Consider the following 12,618-nt stretch of genomic DNA (forward strand, 5'->3'; position numbering starts at 1 on the left):
ACTTGCCGTATGAAAGATTCAGCCCCTGATTGGTTTGAAACCTGCGTTAGCCATCTGACCTCTGAGGGTACGCAACGGGTGTGGTCCGTGCTGGTGACGATATTCGGTGATCTGGCGCAGGAAGAAACAGATCAGATAAGTGGTGCGGTGATCACCGCACTGACCAGCCTTGCCGGGATCAAGGCCGAAGCCACGCGTGTTGCCCTGCATCGGCTGCGCAAGGATGGCTGGATTGAAAGCACCCGCAAAGGGCGCAGCAGCTTTCACCGCCTGACCGCGTTTGGCCGTCATCAGAGTGTGACCGCCGCACCGCGTATCTATGCCAAGGAAGCGCCGGAACCCGGCCTCTGGCATGTACTTATCGCCAGCAATTCGGACCCATCGCGCAAAGAATTGGCTGACCTGATGCTGACTGGGGACTACATCTCTCTCAATCCCGCAACGTCGATGGCTCCGGGTCAGGTTCCGGCGGGTCTTGAAGAGCTGATGGGCGTGGAAAGCAGTGCTATCTCTGTTCCTGGCTGGCTTCGGGATCTCTGCGGGCCAGAGGCGTTGAAAACCGCCTATGATCAGTTCTTGAGATCGACACAGATCATCGACCAAGAGATGCCATCTGAGGGGGCGGGCGACCCGATGAAGACGGCCATTCTGCGTGTCCTGATCGTGCATAATTGGCGCCGTATTGTTCTGCGCCATCCCGCCTTTCCTGCAGCGTTTCTGCCCGCTGACTGGAAAGGCCCTACATGCCGGGCGGCTGTATCTCAGTTGTTGGAAAAACTGCCGCGCCCTGATTTGGAATCCTTGGAAGCCGAGCTGGACAGCTAGGTTTTCTTTAGCGTCACCTATCTGATCCGCCCGATGCTGGTCATTCGGCGATTATTGCGGCGTTTCTCTCGCGCCAAATGTTACAGAAAAGCTAAAAAAGAAAAAGAACTCGTAACATTAAGCTTGCCTCGAATCGATGGACGCCCTAAAAACCGACCATGCGGTCAATGATACGGATCAGCACCTACAGGAGAATTAAGTGATGGACGCATTCATTTGCGACGCGACGCGCACTCCGATTGGGCGATATGGGGGGGCTTTGTCGTCAGTCAGGACAGATGATCTGGCCGCGATTCCATTGGCCGCCCTGAAAGAGCGCAACCCGCAGGTTGATTGGGCCAGCGTTGATGATGTGATCTATGGCGATGCCAATCAGGCGGGTGAAAGCAACCGCAATGTGGCGCGGATGGCGGCCTTGTTGGCTGGATTGCCGGTTGATGTGCCTGGAACAACAGTGAACCGATTGTGCGCCAGTGGAATGGATGCGGTTGGAATGGCAGCGCGGGGCATCAAGGCGGGCGATTATGATCTGGCTGTGGCCGGCGGTGTCGAAAGCATGTCGCGCGCGCCCTTTGTGATGCCCAAGGCGACCTCGGCCTTTACCCGCAGCAATGCGGTCTATGACACCACAATCGGTTGGCGCTTTGTGAACCCGAAGATGAAACAGGCCTATGGCATCGACTCGATGCCGCAAACGGCCGACAATGTGGCCGAAGACTTTGGTATCAGCCGCGATGACCAAGATGCTTTTGCGGCGCGCAGTCAGGCCCGATGGGCCGCCGCGCATGAGGCAGGTCTGTTCCGGGATGAAATCACCCCGGTCACGATCCCGCAACGCAAGGGTGATCCGATCATTGTTGATACGGATGAACATCCGCGCCCAGATGTTACCGTGGACAAACTGTCTGGTCTCAAAGGTGTCAACGGGCCGGATAAGACGGTGACCGCTGGCAACGCCTCGGGCGTCAATGACGGCGCTGCGGCCATTTTGATGGCCAATGAGGCGGCAGCGTCAAAGAACGGCCTGACCCCGATGGCCCGAGTCGTGGGCATGTCTGTCGCCGGGGTTGAGCCGCGTGTCATGGGCATTGGCCCGGTTCCGGCTAGCCGCAAAGTTTTGGCCCGCGCCGGGCTGAGCATCGAGCAAATGGACGTGATAGAGTTGAATGAGGCCTTCGCGTCCCAGGGTCTGGCGACACTGCGCGAACTGGGTCTGCCAGACGACGCGCCACAGGTGAACCCGAATGGGGGCGCGATTGCCATTGGCCACCCGTTGGGCATGTCCGGCGCAAGGTTGGTTATGACCGCGGCCTATCAGTTGCGGCGCACGGGCGGGCGATACGCGCTGTGCACCATGTGTGTCGGCGTCGGTCAGGGCGCAGCGCTTATTCTTGAACGCGTATAGGGGAGATGACGGGACATGTATGCTCAGATGGTTAAGTCCGAGGCGACACAGGAAGATCCTGCAAAGCTCGCTGCCTTTCAGTCGCGCATAGACGCTGACGAAAAGATCGAACCCAAGGATTGGATGCCCGAAGGCTATCGCAAGACGCTGATCCGCCAGATCGGCCAGCACGCCCATTCCGAAATCGTTGGACAACTGCCCGAGGCGAACTGGATCACACGGGCACCCACACTGGAACGCAAGGCGATCCTGTTGGCAAAAGTTCAGGACGAGGCCGGGCATGGTCTGTACCTTTACTGCGCCGCCGAAACACTGGGTGTCAGCCGGGATGAGATCACCGAAATGCTGCTGGACGGGCGCATGAAATACTCGTCCATCTTCAACTATCCCACCCTGAACTGGGCTGATGTTGGTGCCGTTGGCTGGCTGGTGGATGGCGCCGCGATCATGAACCAGGTGCCGTTGCAGCGCACGTCTTACGGTCCCTATTCACGCGCCATGATCCGCATCTGCAAAGAAGAGAGCTTTCATCAGCGTCAGGGCTATGACGCCATCCGCAAGATGGCCGAAGGCACGCCGGACCAGAAACGAATGGCGCAGGACGCTTTGAACCGCTTTTGGTACCCATCGCTGATGATGTTTGGACCGTCCGACAAGGACTCGGTGCATTCGACGCAGTCGATGAAATGGAAGATTAAGATGAACACCAATGACGAGCTGCGTCAGAAATTCGTCGATCAGACTGTGCCACAGGCCGAGTATCTGGGCCTGACCATCCCTGACCCAAAGCTGAATTGGAACGACGATCGCGGCCATTATGATTTCTCAGAACCCGACTGGTCTGAGTTCTTCGATGTCATCAGTGGCAATGGCCCCTGCAACACCGACCGGCTGGCCGCCCGAAACCAAGCCTGGGACGACGGCAAATGGGTGCGCGACGGGCTGATGGCCCATGCCGAAAAGAAACGCTCTGGCACAGTGGCTGCCGAATAAGTCGACCCTGAGGAGGAAACCCGATGAAAAACGAATGGCCCTTGTGGGAAGTCTTTATCCGCGGTCAGCATGGTATGAGTCACCGTCACGTCGGCTCGTTGCATGCCCCTGACGCGGAGATGGCCATCAAGAACGCGCGCGATGTCTATACCCGCCGCAACGAAGGTGTGTCGATCTGGGTGGTCGAGGCGAATAATATCTCGGCCTCCTCGCCCAGCGACAAGGGCCCATTATACGAGCCCAGCGAAAGCAAGGTCTATCGTCACCCGACCTTTTTCGACATCCCCGATGAAGTGGGGGCCATGTGATGGACCGGGACACGGCATTTGTACAATTCCTTCTACGGATGGGCGACAACGACCTGGTCCTTGGCCATCGCGTCAGCGAATGGTGCGGCCATGCGCCGGTGCTGGAAGAGGATATCGCACTGGCCAACACGGCCTTGGACCTGATCGGGCAGACTCAGATGTGGTTGGGTCTGGCGGGGGAAATCCAAGGCGGCAAAACTGCTGACGATCTGGCCTTTCTGCGCGATGCCTGGGATTTCCGCAATGTGCTGCTGGTCGAGGTTCCCAATGGGGATTTTGGCCGGACCCTGATGCGCCAGTTCCTGTTCGATGCATGGCATTCCATCATGCTGGGACGCTTGCTCAACTCTACGGATGACCGTGTCGCGGCCATTGCCGCGAAAGCCAGTAAAGAGGTGGCATATCACCTGGAACGCTCGGGCGACACGGTGGTTGGTCTGGGGGACGGAACAGCGGAAAGCCACGCCCGGATGCAGTCGGCTCTGGACTACCTGTGGCCGTATGTAGGCGAGATGTTCACCAGCGACGAAGTTGACGCCGAGATGGTCGCGGCGGGCATTGCGCCGAACCCCGCGGATCTGAGCGCGGAGTTTGACGCTTTGGTGCAGCGGATCCTGTCCGAGGCGACCTTGACGATCCCGGAAGGCGCGTTTGCCCATAAAGGTGGGCGTGACGGGCGGATGCATACGGAACATCTGGGTCATCTGTTGACACAGATGCAGTGGCTGCAACGCGCCTATCCCGAAGCAAGCTGGTAACGCCGATGGATCGGGCATCGACCAAACAAATCTGGGAATGGCTGGATGCTGTTCCTGACCCTGAAATTCCGGTGATTTCGGTGGTCGATCTTGGCATTGTGCGCGATGTGCAGTGGCAGGACGAGACGTTGAAGGTGACGGTCACTCCAACCTATTCCGGCTGTCCGGCAACATCCATTATCAGCCTGGATATCGAAACCGCCTTGCACGATCGCGGGATCAGTGACGTGCAGATCGAAACCAGCATCGCCCCGGCCTGGACCACCGACTGGCTCAGCGAAAAGGGCCGCGCCCGGTTGGAAGACTATGGCATTGCCCCGCCGCAACCGGCAGGCGGCCCGGATCGCTGTCCACGCTGCGGCAGCAAAGCGGTCGAGAAGGTCAGCCAGTTCGGTTCGACGCCTTGCAAGGCGCATTGGCGATGCACCGACTGCCTGGAACCATTTGACTATTTCAAGTGCATCTGAGGAGGACCACCGGATGGCACGTTTCCACGACCTGAAAGTCACAGATATCCACAAAACCACTCGCGATGCGGTGGTGGTGACACTGGAACCTGTGAACGGCGCTGCAGATCAGTTCGATTTCACCGCCGGTCAATATCTGACATTTCGTCGCGAATTTGAGGGCGAAGAACTGCGCCGGTCCTACTCGATCTGCGCGGGCAAGGATGAAGGCGTGCTGCAGGTTGGCATCAAACGCGTTGAAGGCGGCGCATTTTCCGGATGGGCGAATACTGAACTGAATATCGGCGACATCGTCGAGGCCATGCCGCCGATGGGCAGCTTTCAAACTCCGATAGATGCGGGTGCGGAAAAGCAATATCTGGGCTTTGCAGGGGGCTCGGGGATTACTCCGGTCCTGTCGATCCTCAAAACGACCCTCGCACAGGAACCGCAATCACGCTTTACCCTTATCTATGCCAATAAGGGCATCAACACGATCATGTTCCGCGAGGATCTCGAAGACCTCAAGAACCTCTATATGGGTCGCCTCAACGTGATCCACGTTCTTGAGAGGGATTCACAAGAGATCGAGCTGTTCACCGGTTTGGTGACCCAGGAAAAATGCGCGCAGCTGTTCAAACATTGGGTCGATATCGACCATGTCGACACCGCATTTATCTGCGGCCCGGAACCGATGATGCTGGGCATTGCCGCCGCATTGCGCGAACACGGACTGGATGACAGCCAGATCAAGTTTGAACTGTTCGCCAGCGCCCAGCCCGGACGGGCCAAGGCTAAGCCCGTTTCGGCAGAAACGGGTACGCAGGGCAATCAAAGCAGCGCGTCGATCACGCTGGATGGATCCACTCAGACCGTGACCATACCCAAGGACCAATCCATCCTTGAGGCGGCCCTTGCAAACGCTATGGATGCCCCGTTTGCCTGCAAGGCGGGTGTCTGTTCGACCTGCCGCTGCAAGGTGCTTGAGGGTGAGGTCGAGATGCTCGCCAATCACGCGCTGGAAGATTACGAAGTGGAAAAAGGCTATGTGCTAAGCTGCCAGGCCTACCCGGTAACAGACCGCGTGGTCGTCGATTACGACCGGTAGAAAGGGGGCAGATATGTCCGATTCAATGACACTCGACAGCTATCTGGCCGCAGGCGGTGTTCTGACCAACCCATCGAACGTGCCGCCTCGCTATCGGGCCGAGCTGATGAAGCTGATGGCGACATTTGTCGACAGCGAACTGGCTGGGGCTGCCGGGTTTGCCGACATCATCAATCAGGGGCCGGGGATCAAGGAACGGATCGCCGCCGCAAAGATCGTGCTGGAAAAGTCAGACCACGCAAATTGTGTTCTCAGCATCATGGGCGAATTTGGCGCAGATACCGAACGCTATGCCAATCACCATCCTTGGACCATGCGCTTGTCGCGGGATGCGGATATAGGGGCCACCCGGTCCGAGCATGACATGCGTCTGGCGGTGTTCAACTATCCGCTGTCCGGCTGGACAGACGCTGTGGTCATGAACCTGCTGATGAGCCGCGCGGTGGCCGAACAACTGGCCGAGTATTCCACCATCTCGTATCAGCCTCTGGCCGAAGCCTTCCGATCCATCGCCCCGGTCGAGGCACATCATGGCGAGCTGGCGTTGGAAGGGGCGGTCAAACTGATCGAGAACGGTGCGGCGGACGACATGCAGAACTCGGTCACTTACTGGTGGCCTCGGGTTGCGGTGTCCTTCGGCGGCGATGACCCGAAACGGTTCGAGCTGTTGAAATCAATGGGCCTGCGTCGCAACACAAACAGCGCATTGCAGGACCGTTGGGGCCAGACAATGGCTGCAACTCTGGCAACGCTTGGCCTCAAATCGCCTGCTTGAACGAAAGCGCCCTAGGCGGACACCCTTCTCGCTCTATCCAAAGAGCCGTCCGAACTGAGGGTTGAGGTCCTCAATGCCGGCCAATCGAAGCATATGCCAGGCAAGCGCCTGATTACTGGAAATGACTGGAATCCCGATCTTTTCTTCTGCCTGAACAATGACGTCAAGGCATCGCAGATTCGTGCAAGAGACAATGACAGCATCGCAGGGCGCTTGAGCCGCGACCTTTTCAATAGCGTCAAGGATCGACCCTTCTGTGATCCGCGCAACAACGCGATCATTTCCTTCCTCGAACGACCCGAAACCTGCGATTTCGAAACCGGCCTGTTCCAGCTTTGTGCGCATCCCAGCGGAAACTTCGGGAATATAGGGGGTGACGAAGCCCAATCGTCGGGCTCCTAAATGCTGACCGGCAGCGATGATTGCCGCCAACGGATCTGTCACACGTGCATCCGGGCAGACCGTCTTTATCACCTTGGCCACATTCTCGGACCCGATCACGGTCGAGGCCGAGGTACAGCCAAATCCGATTGCATCAAAGCTGAGCGATGGTGGCAAAAGCCGTGCCGTCGCAGGCAAGTCCTGTTCCATCCGTGCCAATGTGTCGGGTCGGATTTCGGGCACCATCGGAATCCGGCTGTGATAGAGCGCGACACCAGCTAGGCACATGATCCGAGAGAATTCGTTCTCTAACGTCTCGTCAGTCTCAAGAACAATCACACCCAGATTGGCGCGGGTGCCAATGCCTTCGTCTGTTTCGAAATCAAGCTTCATGATTGGCCTCAGATGATTGGTAGTTCAGGCGCGGCGCGTTTGGTCAAAAGCTCCGCCCCACTTGCACGTATGACGATGTTCTCTTCGTGCACCATGACCCGACCGTCGCCATAGCCAAGCGATGGTTCAAGGGTCAGTACCATATTTTCGGCGATCTCGGTTGTATCCCAACTGGTGTGCGAGGGCCATTCGGTCAGCTGCATGCCAAGCCCATGACCCAGCCTGCCGACGTCACCACCCTGATCGTCGAGCTCCGTGATCACCTTCTGCATCGCTTGAAACAATTCTCGGCAAGTCGCTCCGGGGCGAGCTGCGGCCATCCCGGCCTCAGTCGCGCGCCAAAGAACATCATATGCATGGCGTGAGGCGTCATCGGCGCGGCCAATGGCCCAATTCCGATCGAAGTCGCAAAAATACCCGTCCCAGTTGGAACCGGTGTCGAGCATCAGCACATCGCCGCGCGCCAGTGGTCGGCGGGACGGGGGCGAGATGACGTCGTGATAGCCGCCCGTATCCGCACCGCCGACCAAATACGGAACATCATCGGCACCCTGCGCCAGCCCTTCGCGCCGAAAGGAGCGGAACACATCCTCAAGCGGCTGCCCTTCGCGGGCGATTTCGGGCACCTGCTCAAATGTGCGCGACCCGATGGCGCAGATATAGGTGAGTTTTTCGATCTCGGCCTCGGATTTCACCATTCGCAAGCCCCGGACGATCTCGGTCGCGTCAGTGATCTTTAGCCCATTCAGGCCCACCAACAGCCGCTCATAATCGCCAAGCGGCATCCGTAAATGGGTTTCGTGGCCCTTCATCAGGCCGACAGTCTCGCCGCGGCTGGCAAGCGGCGCCAGCAGATCGGTCAACAGCCCGATACCGTCATCCTTTGGTGCAGGTGCGCCCCAGGTGCGGATATCTGTGACCCAGGTTCGCCGCATAAGGTCTGCGCCGATCTCAGGGATGATTGCGATGGGCTTGCCGGATGCCGGGATGAACAGGAACCATGGGCGGGTCGGGCTTTGCCAAAACAGCGTGTGGAACCCGCTGAAATAGCGCACATCCGGTTCAGTTGTCAGCAATATGCCCGCCATACCGGTTTCGGCCATCTTTGTCTGCGCCGCTGCGGTACGCGTTGCGAATTCTTGTTGGTCAAAACCACGTCGTGGGGCGTTCATGACTTTTGATCCTTTCGCAGGGGCAACCGGTCCTGAACCAATCGGACCCAGAATTCAGCTCCGATCGGCAGCAGTTCATCATTGAAATCATAGTCAGAAGCATGAAGCGGTTGGCCATGTGGCCCGGTCTCGCCATTGCCCAGCAAAAGGAAACATCCTGGCACGGCGGTCGAAAACTGGGCGAAATCCTCTGAAAAACTCATCGGCTGCCGATCCTTGATCAGGTCACACCCAGCGGCCTCGGCGGCACGATAGACCGCTTGGGCCGGGGCAGCGGCGTTGATGGTCTCGACGAATTGCGTGTCAAAGCTGACCGAGGCCTGAATGCCATGCGCCGCCGCAATCCCCTCGGCGATCTGGCGCATGAACCCTTCGATGGCGCTGCGGTCCTCGGGCGATCTGGCGCGGAAATCTCCTTTGAGAGTGGCGTTGCCCGGTAAGACATTTCGCTGGCCGTCCGTCAGGAATTCGGTCACGGACACTACCGCGCCAGAGGCGGGCGCAAGCTTTCGTGCCACCACGGTCTGCAATGCCACCACAATCTCGGACCCTACGGTAATTGCATCAACGCCGGTTTGTGGCATCGAGGCATGACCGCCCTGGCCTTTAACCGTGATCTCGAACAGGGTTTCACTGTTACAGATAATACCGGTGCGGGTCGAAATCTGACCGGTTGGAGCCCCTGGCAAATTGTGGATTGCATAGATTTCTTCGACCGGAAATTGCTCTAGCACACCGTCGTCGATCATCGCGCGCGCGCCCAGGCCGTGCTCTTCGTTTGGCTGGAATAGAAAAACAACCGTACCGTCAAAGGTAGGTTCTTTCGCCAGACGCTCTGCCGCCCCAAGCAGCATGGTTGTATGTCCATCGTGGCCACAAGCATGCATCACACCGGGTGAGGTAGAGACATAGTCATGGGACGAGGTTTCGGTGATTGGAAGCGCATCCATGTCAGCACGCAGGCCAATGGCTTTGTTGCCACCGCCGGATCGAAGCACACCGAGAACGCCTGCGCCTTCGTGCACTTCGATCCCAAGGGCACGCAGCCGTTCAGCGACAACCGACTTGGTTCGCTTCTCTTGAAAGCCCAGTTCCGGGTGCCTGTGCAAATCCCGCCGAAGCGCGATCATACGGTTTTCTAAATCGCTCATTTCTTCATCCGCGTGTGAGTTGCATCGGTTCTACAGGATAGGGCTGCGTGTTTCGCATCAAATTTCCGGCCCTAAAGCAGAAAAAATTGCACAAAAGCGCCAAGTTCAGATCGGAAGTTCCAGACCAATCTTTGTACGGTCCATCGCGACGGATGTGCGAAATCTGCGGACGTTCGAGTTATCGAAAAACAAGCGATGGGTCAGGTCCTCGAAATCCTCCATGTCCTGCGCGACGCAGATAAGAACAAAATCGGCATCACCGGTCACATAATAGCATTGCTGAACTTGCGGCTCGTTCCTGGCGCGTTTTCGGAACAGATCGAGTTGCTGAAGCGATTCCCGGTCAAGTTCGACCAGAACAATGAAGGTCATCTTATAGTCAAAGCGCGACGGGTTGAGCACCGCGACCTCTTTCAGGATCAGCCCGGATTCTCGCAACCGCTTGAGCCGCCGCTGCACCGAGGGAACAGAAAGACTGCATTCTTGCGCCAGCTGTTCCAGCCCGATTCGACAATCCCTTTGCAGGGTTCTGAGGATTATCGTGTCTGCATCATCAAGTTGTTGGTTCATGAAAAATCCTCGCGATGGAAGAGGCAGGTTTGAAACATATTATCGAGATTAGGGTCAAATACGATAAATAGAAATAGGTCGGTCATGCACAATCTCTGCACATGGAAAAAGCGGATGAAAAATACATGACAGCGACCGACGACCTAAGCTTCGCCCCGGATTTCGTCCGTGCGCAGGAGTTTTTTCAGGGGCAAGAGACCTACGCTGTATCGCCGCTGATTGAAATCACGGGGCCTGATGGTCAGAGCATTCTGGTCAAGAACGAGACAGAGCGTATGGGGCTTGGCGCGTTCAAAGCTTTGGGGGCGCCCTATGCGGTTGCACGCCTTCTCGAGGATGCATGGCTCGAGAATACCGGTGAAACGCTCTCCCTCACGCGGATGAAGGATGCCGCTTTTCGAGAATTCGCATCTGGCCACACATTCGTCTGCGCAAGTGCAGGCAACCACGGAATGGGCGTTGCGGCTGGGGCGCGGGCGATGGGTGCAAAGGCGCGAATTCATCTGGCGCAGACCGTACCACAAGGGTTCGGCGACCGTCTTAGAACCTTCGGTGCCGAGGTTGTCCGTTCGGGCGATGTTTATGACGAAAGCGTCGCCGCCGCTATTGCTGACGCCAAAACCACCGGTGCCACGCTTTTGGCCGACGGAACCTGGCCTGGTTACACCGAGATTCCGAAACTGGTGATGGAGGGCTATTGCGTCATCGCCGAAGAGTTGCGCGCCCGGTTCGAGGCTTCGGGGCAGTGGCCTACGCATGTCTATCTGCAGGCCGGTGTCGGTGGGTTGGCCGCCGCAATGTCGCATATGATCCGTCTGAACTGGGCGGAACAGCCTGAACTGATCGTTGTCGAACCCGGCGCTGCGTCCTGTTTGCGGGCCAGTCACTTGGCCGGACGGGCCACCCGCAGCGATGGGCCGGATTCGAATATGGGTCGGCTTGACTGCAAGGCACCGTCGATCGTGGCCTGGGATGTGCTCGAGCGCTGCGGCGTGAGCTACGAAACCCTTTCCGAAGAAGAAGGCCAGGCAGCCGCAGAAGCTGTCACAGCACTTGGAATCGCGACCACGCCGTCAGGCGCGGCCGGTTACGGCGCCCTGTGCAAGAGAACCAACCAGCAGGCGAGGACGCAGGATTTACGTCCTCTTGTCATCATCTCAGAAGGGCTCGCATGAGCGGGCAAGAAAGGACTAACAGAATGACCTCCATTTTTAGCAAGCTGATAACCTCGGCGGTTTTCGCGGCAGGTCTGTCGACTGCTGCCTTTGCGGACACCTGGAAATTCGCCTCGGAAGAGGACAAAGGCGACGTACAGGATATCTTTGCACAGGCCTTCGCCGAAAGTGTCAAAGAGCAGTCTGATGGCGACATCAAAGTGCGCATCTACTACTATGGTCAGTTGGGTACCGAGAACGATATTGTCGAGCTGACATCTAAGGGTACGGTCCAGTTCGTATCGGTGGGGACCGGTCACCTGGGGTCTTATGTGCCCGAGGCGCAGGTTCTTGATCTGCCCTATGTTCTGGGCGGTGATATCGACGTGATCCGCGAAGTTCTGACCACCAGCCCGACCATCTATGAAGACCTCAGCGAGAAATTCGAGAAGGTGAACCTGAAGCTGCTCACCATGATCTCGGAAGGTGACATGGCCTGGGGTGCCAACAAGGCGATCCGCAGCCCGGCGGATTTTGAAGGCCAGAAAATCCGTACCTTCACTTCGACCATTCCGGTGGAAACCTTCAAGGCGTTTGGCGCCAACCCGACGCCTTTGTCCTGGGGCGAGGTCTATGGCGCGCTGCAGTTGAAGACCGTCGATGGCATGGTGAACCCGATCTATTTCATCTACAACGCCAAGTGGCATGAGGTTCAGGATTACCTAATCTTCCCGGGTCAGCTTCCTTACGTCGGCACTGTTTCCACCAACAGCGATTGGTTCAACGGCCTGCCTGCAGATCAGCAGGAAATGGTCAAGAACGCTATCGCCAAGGGTGAGCAGGCCGCGCATGACTATCAGATCAAGATCAACTTGGAAAACATGGAAAAGGTCAAGGCAGAGCGCCCCGATCTGCAGGTCATTGTCCTGACCGAGGACGAGCGCGCTGTCTTTGAAGCCCAAAGCGCCACATTGCATGAAACATTCTTCGATGTGGTCGAAAACGCCTATGACGACGCCGAGAAACCTGCGGCGCGCGCGCAAGCCCAGAAGATCCTCGACGGCCTGCTTAACGAGGTGAGCAATGCGTCGCAATAAAAGCTGACATCACTGAAAGGCGCGGCGTCTCATTCAGACGTCGCGTCTTTCATTTACGGAACGCTGACTGGCGGACCGAGGG

Annotated in this window: 14 protein-coding genes; 10 read left to right on the forward strand and 4 right to left on the reverse strand. The window is 57.6% G+C overall.

What is annotated here, in order from left to right; all coding sequences use genetic code 11:
• Positions 1–9 precede the first annotated feature (9 nt).
• The 8 genes from AC2FJV_RS09925 (at position 10) to AC2FJV_RS09960 (ending at position 6,618) form a co-directional block, all read left to right on the forward strand.
• Entirely contained in the window at positions 10–825 is an 816-nt protein-coding gene (locus AC2FJV_RS09925; protein ID WP_496713573.1) for a PaaX family transcriptional regulator C-terminal domain-containing protein, read from the forward strand.
• Positions 826–1,027: 202 nt separating this feature from the next.
• Entirely contained in the window at positions 1,028–2,230 is a 1,203-nt protein-coding gene (gene pcaF / locus AC2FJV_RS09930) for a 3-oxoadipyl-CoA thiolase (protein ID WP_282021795.1), read from the forward strand.
• A gap of 15 nt (positions 2,231–2,245) precedes the next feature.
• Positions 2,246–3,223, forward strand: a complete 978-nt coding sequence (paaA, locus tag AC2FJV_RS09935; protein WP_496689215.1) for a 1,2-phenylacetyl-CoA epoxidase subunit PaaA — start codon at positions 2,246–2,248, stop codon at positions 3,221–3,223.
• A gap of 23 nt (positions 3,224–3,246) precedes the next feature.
• Positions 3,247–3,531: a 1,2-phenylacetyl-CoA epoxidase subunit PaaB gene (gene paaB / locus AC2FJV_RS09940; protein ID WP_142639870.1), complete on the forward strand. Its 285-nt coding sequence runs from the start codon at positions 3,247–3,249 to the stop codon at positions 3,529–3,531.
• Positions 3,531–4,289, forward strand: coding sequence for a 1,2-phenylacetyl-CoA epoxidase subunit PaaC (gene paaC / locus AC2FJV_RS09945; protein ID WP_271949058.1), 759 nt, complete (start codon positions 3,531–3,533; stop codon positions 4,287–4,289). Before paaB ends, paaC begins: the two co-directional genes overlap by 1 nt.
• A 5-nt stretch (positions 4,290–4,294) precedes the next feature.
• Positions 4,295–4,756, forward strand: a complete 462-nt coding sequence (paaD, locus tag AC2FJV_RS09950; RefSeq protein WP_142639942.1) for a 1,2-phenylacetyl-CoA epoxidase subunit PaaD — start codon at positions 4,295–4,297, stop codon at positions 4,754–4,756.
• A gap of 13 nt (positions 4,757–4,769) precedes the next feature.
• On the forward strand, positions 4,770–5,843 hold the full coding sequence (locus AC2FJV_RS09955) for a 2Fe-2S iron-sulfur cluster-binding protein (RefSeq protein WP_496713575.1): 1,074 nt from the start codon (positions 4,770–4,772) through the stop codon (positions 5,841–5,843).
• A 13-nt stretch (positions 5,844–5,856) separates the two neighbouring features.
• Complete coding sequence (locus AC2FJV_RS09960; RefSeq protein WP_271949049.1) at positions 5,857–6,618, forward strand: Phenylacetic acid catabolic protein; 762 nt, start codon at positions 5,857–5,859, stop codon at positions 6,616–6,618.
• 33 nt (positions 6,619–6,651) lie between these two features.
• On the opposite strand, the gene AC2FJV_RS09965 is transcribed toward AC2FJV_RS09960, so the two are convergent.
• From AC2FJV_RS09965 to AC2FJV_RS09980, 4 genes are all read right to left on the reverse strand, one after another.
• Positions 6,652–7,392 carry a maleate cis-trans isomerase family protein gene (locus AC2FJV_RS09965; RefSeq protein WP_142639862.1) on the reverse strand — a complete coding sequence of 247 codons (741 nt, stop codon included), beginning with the start codon at positions 7,390–7,392 and terminating at the stop codon, positions 6,652–6,654.
• 8 nt (positions 7,393–7,400) lie between these two features.
• On the reverse strand, positions 7,401–8,564 hold the full coding sequence (locus AC2FJV_RS09970; RefSeq protein WP_496689223.1) for a M24 family metallopeptidase: 1,164 nt from the start codon (positions 8,562–8,564) through the stop codon (positions 7,401–7,403).
• Positions 8,561–9,715, reverse strand: coding sequence for an amidohydrolase (locus AC2FJV_RS09975; RefSeq protein ID WP_496713577.1), 1,155 nt, complete (start codon positions 9,713–9,715; stop codon positions 8,561–8,563). The genes AC2FJV_RS09970 and AC2FJV_RS09975 overlap by 4 nt, the downstream gene beginning before the upstream one ends.
• Positions 9,716–9,820: 105 nt before the next feature.
• Complete coding sequence (locus AC2FJV_RS09980) at positions 9,821–10,285, reverse strand: Lrp/AsnC family transcriptional regulator (RefSeq protein WP_496693791.1); 465 nt, start codon at positions 10,283–10,285, stop codon at positions 9,821–9,823.
• A 125-nt stretch (positions 10,286–10,410) separates the two neighbouring features.
• Between AC2FJV_RS09980 and AC2FJV_RS09985 the strand changes: the two genes are divergently transcribed.
• Together AC2FJV_RS09985 and AC2FJV_RS09990 are read left to right on the forward strand one after the other, a co-directional pair.
• The gene (locus AC2FJV_RS09985; RefSeq protein ID WP_496713579.1) at positions 10,411–11,460 is read left to right on the forward strand and encodes a pyridoxal-phosphate dependent enzyme; all 1,050 of its coding nucleotides are present in this window, start codon (positions 10,411–10,413) and stop codon (positions 11,458–11,460) included.
• 23 nt (positions 11,461–11,483) lie between these two features.
• On the forward strand, positions 11,484–12,536 hold the full coding sequence (locus AC2FJV_RS09990) for a TRAP transporter substrate-binding protein (RefSeq protein WP_496713581.1): 1,053 nt from the start codon (positions 11,484–11,486) through the stop codon (positions 12,534–12,536).
• Positions 12,537–12,618: the final 82 nt, after the last annotated feature.

The organism is Ruegeria sp. CDSA241, assembly GCF_059611265.1.

Bases quoted from the DNA above. Each gene is read 5' to 3' on its own strand.
- AC2FJV_RS09925 (WP_496713573.1), top strand. From the start codon at position 10: ATGAAAGATTCAGCCCCTGATTGGTTTGAAACCTGCGTTAGCCATCTG.
- pcaF (WP_282021795.1), top strand. From the start codon at position 1,028: ATGGACGCATTCATTTGCGACGCGACGCGCACTCCGATTGGGCGATAT.
- paaA (WP_496689215.1), top strand. From the start codon at position 2,246: ATGTATGCTCAGATGGTTAAGTCCGAGGCGACACAGGAAGATCCTGCA.
- paaB (WP_142639870.1), top strand. From the start codon at position 3,247: ATGAAAAACGAATGGCCCTTGTGGGAAGTCTTTATCCGCGGTCAGCAT.
- paaC (WP_271949058.1), top strand. From the start codon at position 3,531: ATGGACCGGGACACGGCATTTGTACAATTCCTTCTACGGATGGGCGAC.
- paaD (WP_142639942.1), top strand. From the start codon at position 4,295: ATGGATCGGGCATCGACCAAACAAATCTGGGAATGGCTGGATGCTGTT.
- AC2FJV_RS09955 (WP_496713575.1), top strand. From the start codon at position 4,770: ATGGCACGTTTCCACGACCTGAAAGTCACAGATATCCACAAAACCACT.
- AC2FJV_RS09960 (WP_271949049.1), top strand. From the start codon at position 5,857: ATGTCCGATTCAATGACACTCGACAGCTATCTGGCCGCAGGCGGTGTT.
- AC2FJV_RS09965 (WP_142639862.1), bottom strand. From the start codon at position 7,392: ATGAAGCTTGATTTCGAAACAGACGAAGGCATTGGCACCCGCGCCAAT.
- AC2FJV_RS09970 (WP_496689223.1), bottom strand. From the start codon at position 8,564: ATGAACGCCCCACGACGTGGTTTTGACCAACAAGAATTCGCAACGCGT.
- AC2FJV_RS09975 (WP_496713577.1), bottom strand. From the start codon at position 9,715: ATGAGCGATTTAGAAAACCGTATGATCGCGCTTCGGCGGGATTTGCAC.
- AC2FJV_RS09980 (WP_496693791.1), bottom strand. From the start codon at position 10,285: ATGAACCAACAACTTGATGATGCAGACACGATAATCCTCAGAACCCTG.
- AC2FJV_RS09985 (WP_496713579.1), top strand. From the start codon at position 10,411: ATGACAGCGACCGACGACCTAAGCTTCGCCCCGGATTTCGTCCGTGCG.
- AC2FJV_RS09990 (WP_496713581.1), top strand. From the start codon at position 11,484: ATGACCTCCATTTTTAGCAAGCTGATAACCTCGGCGGTTTTCGCGGCA.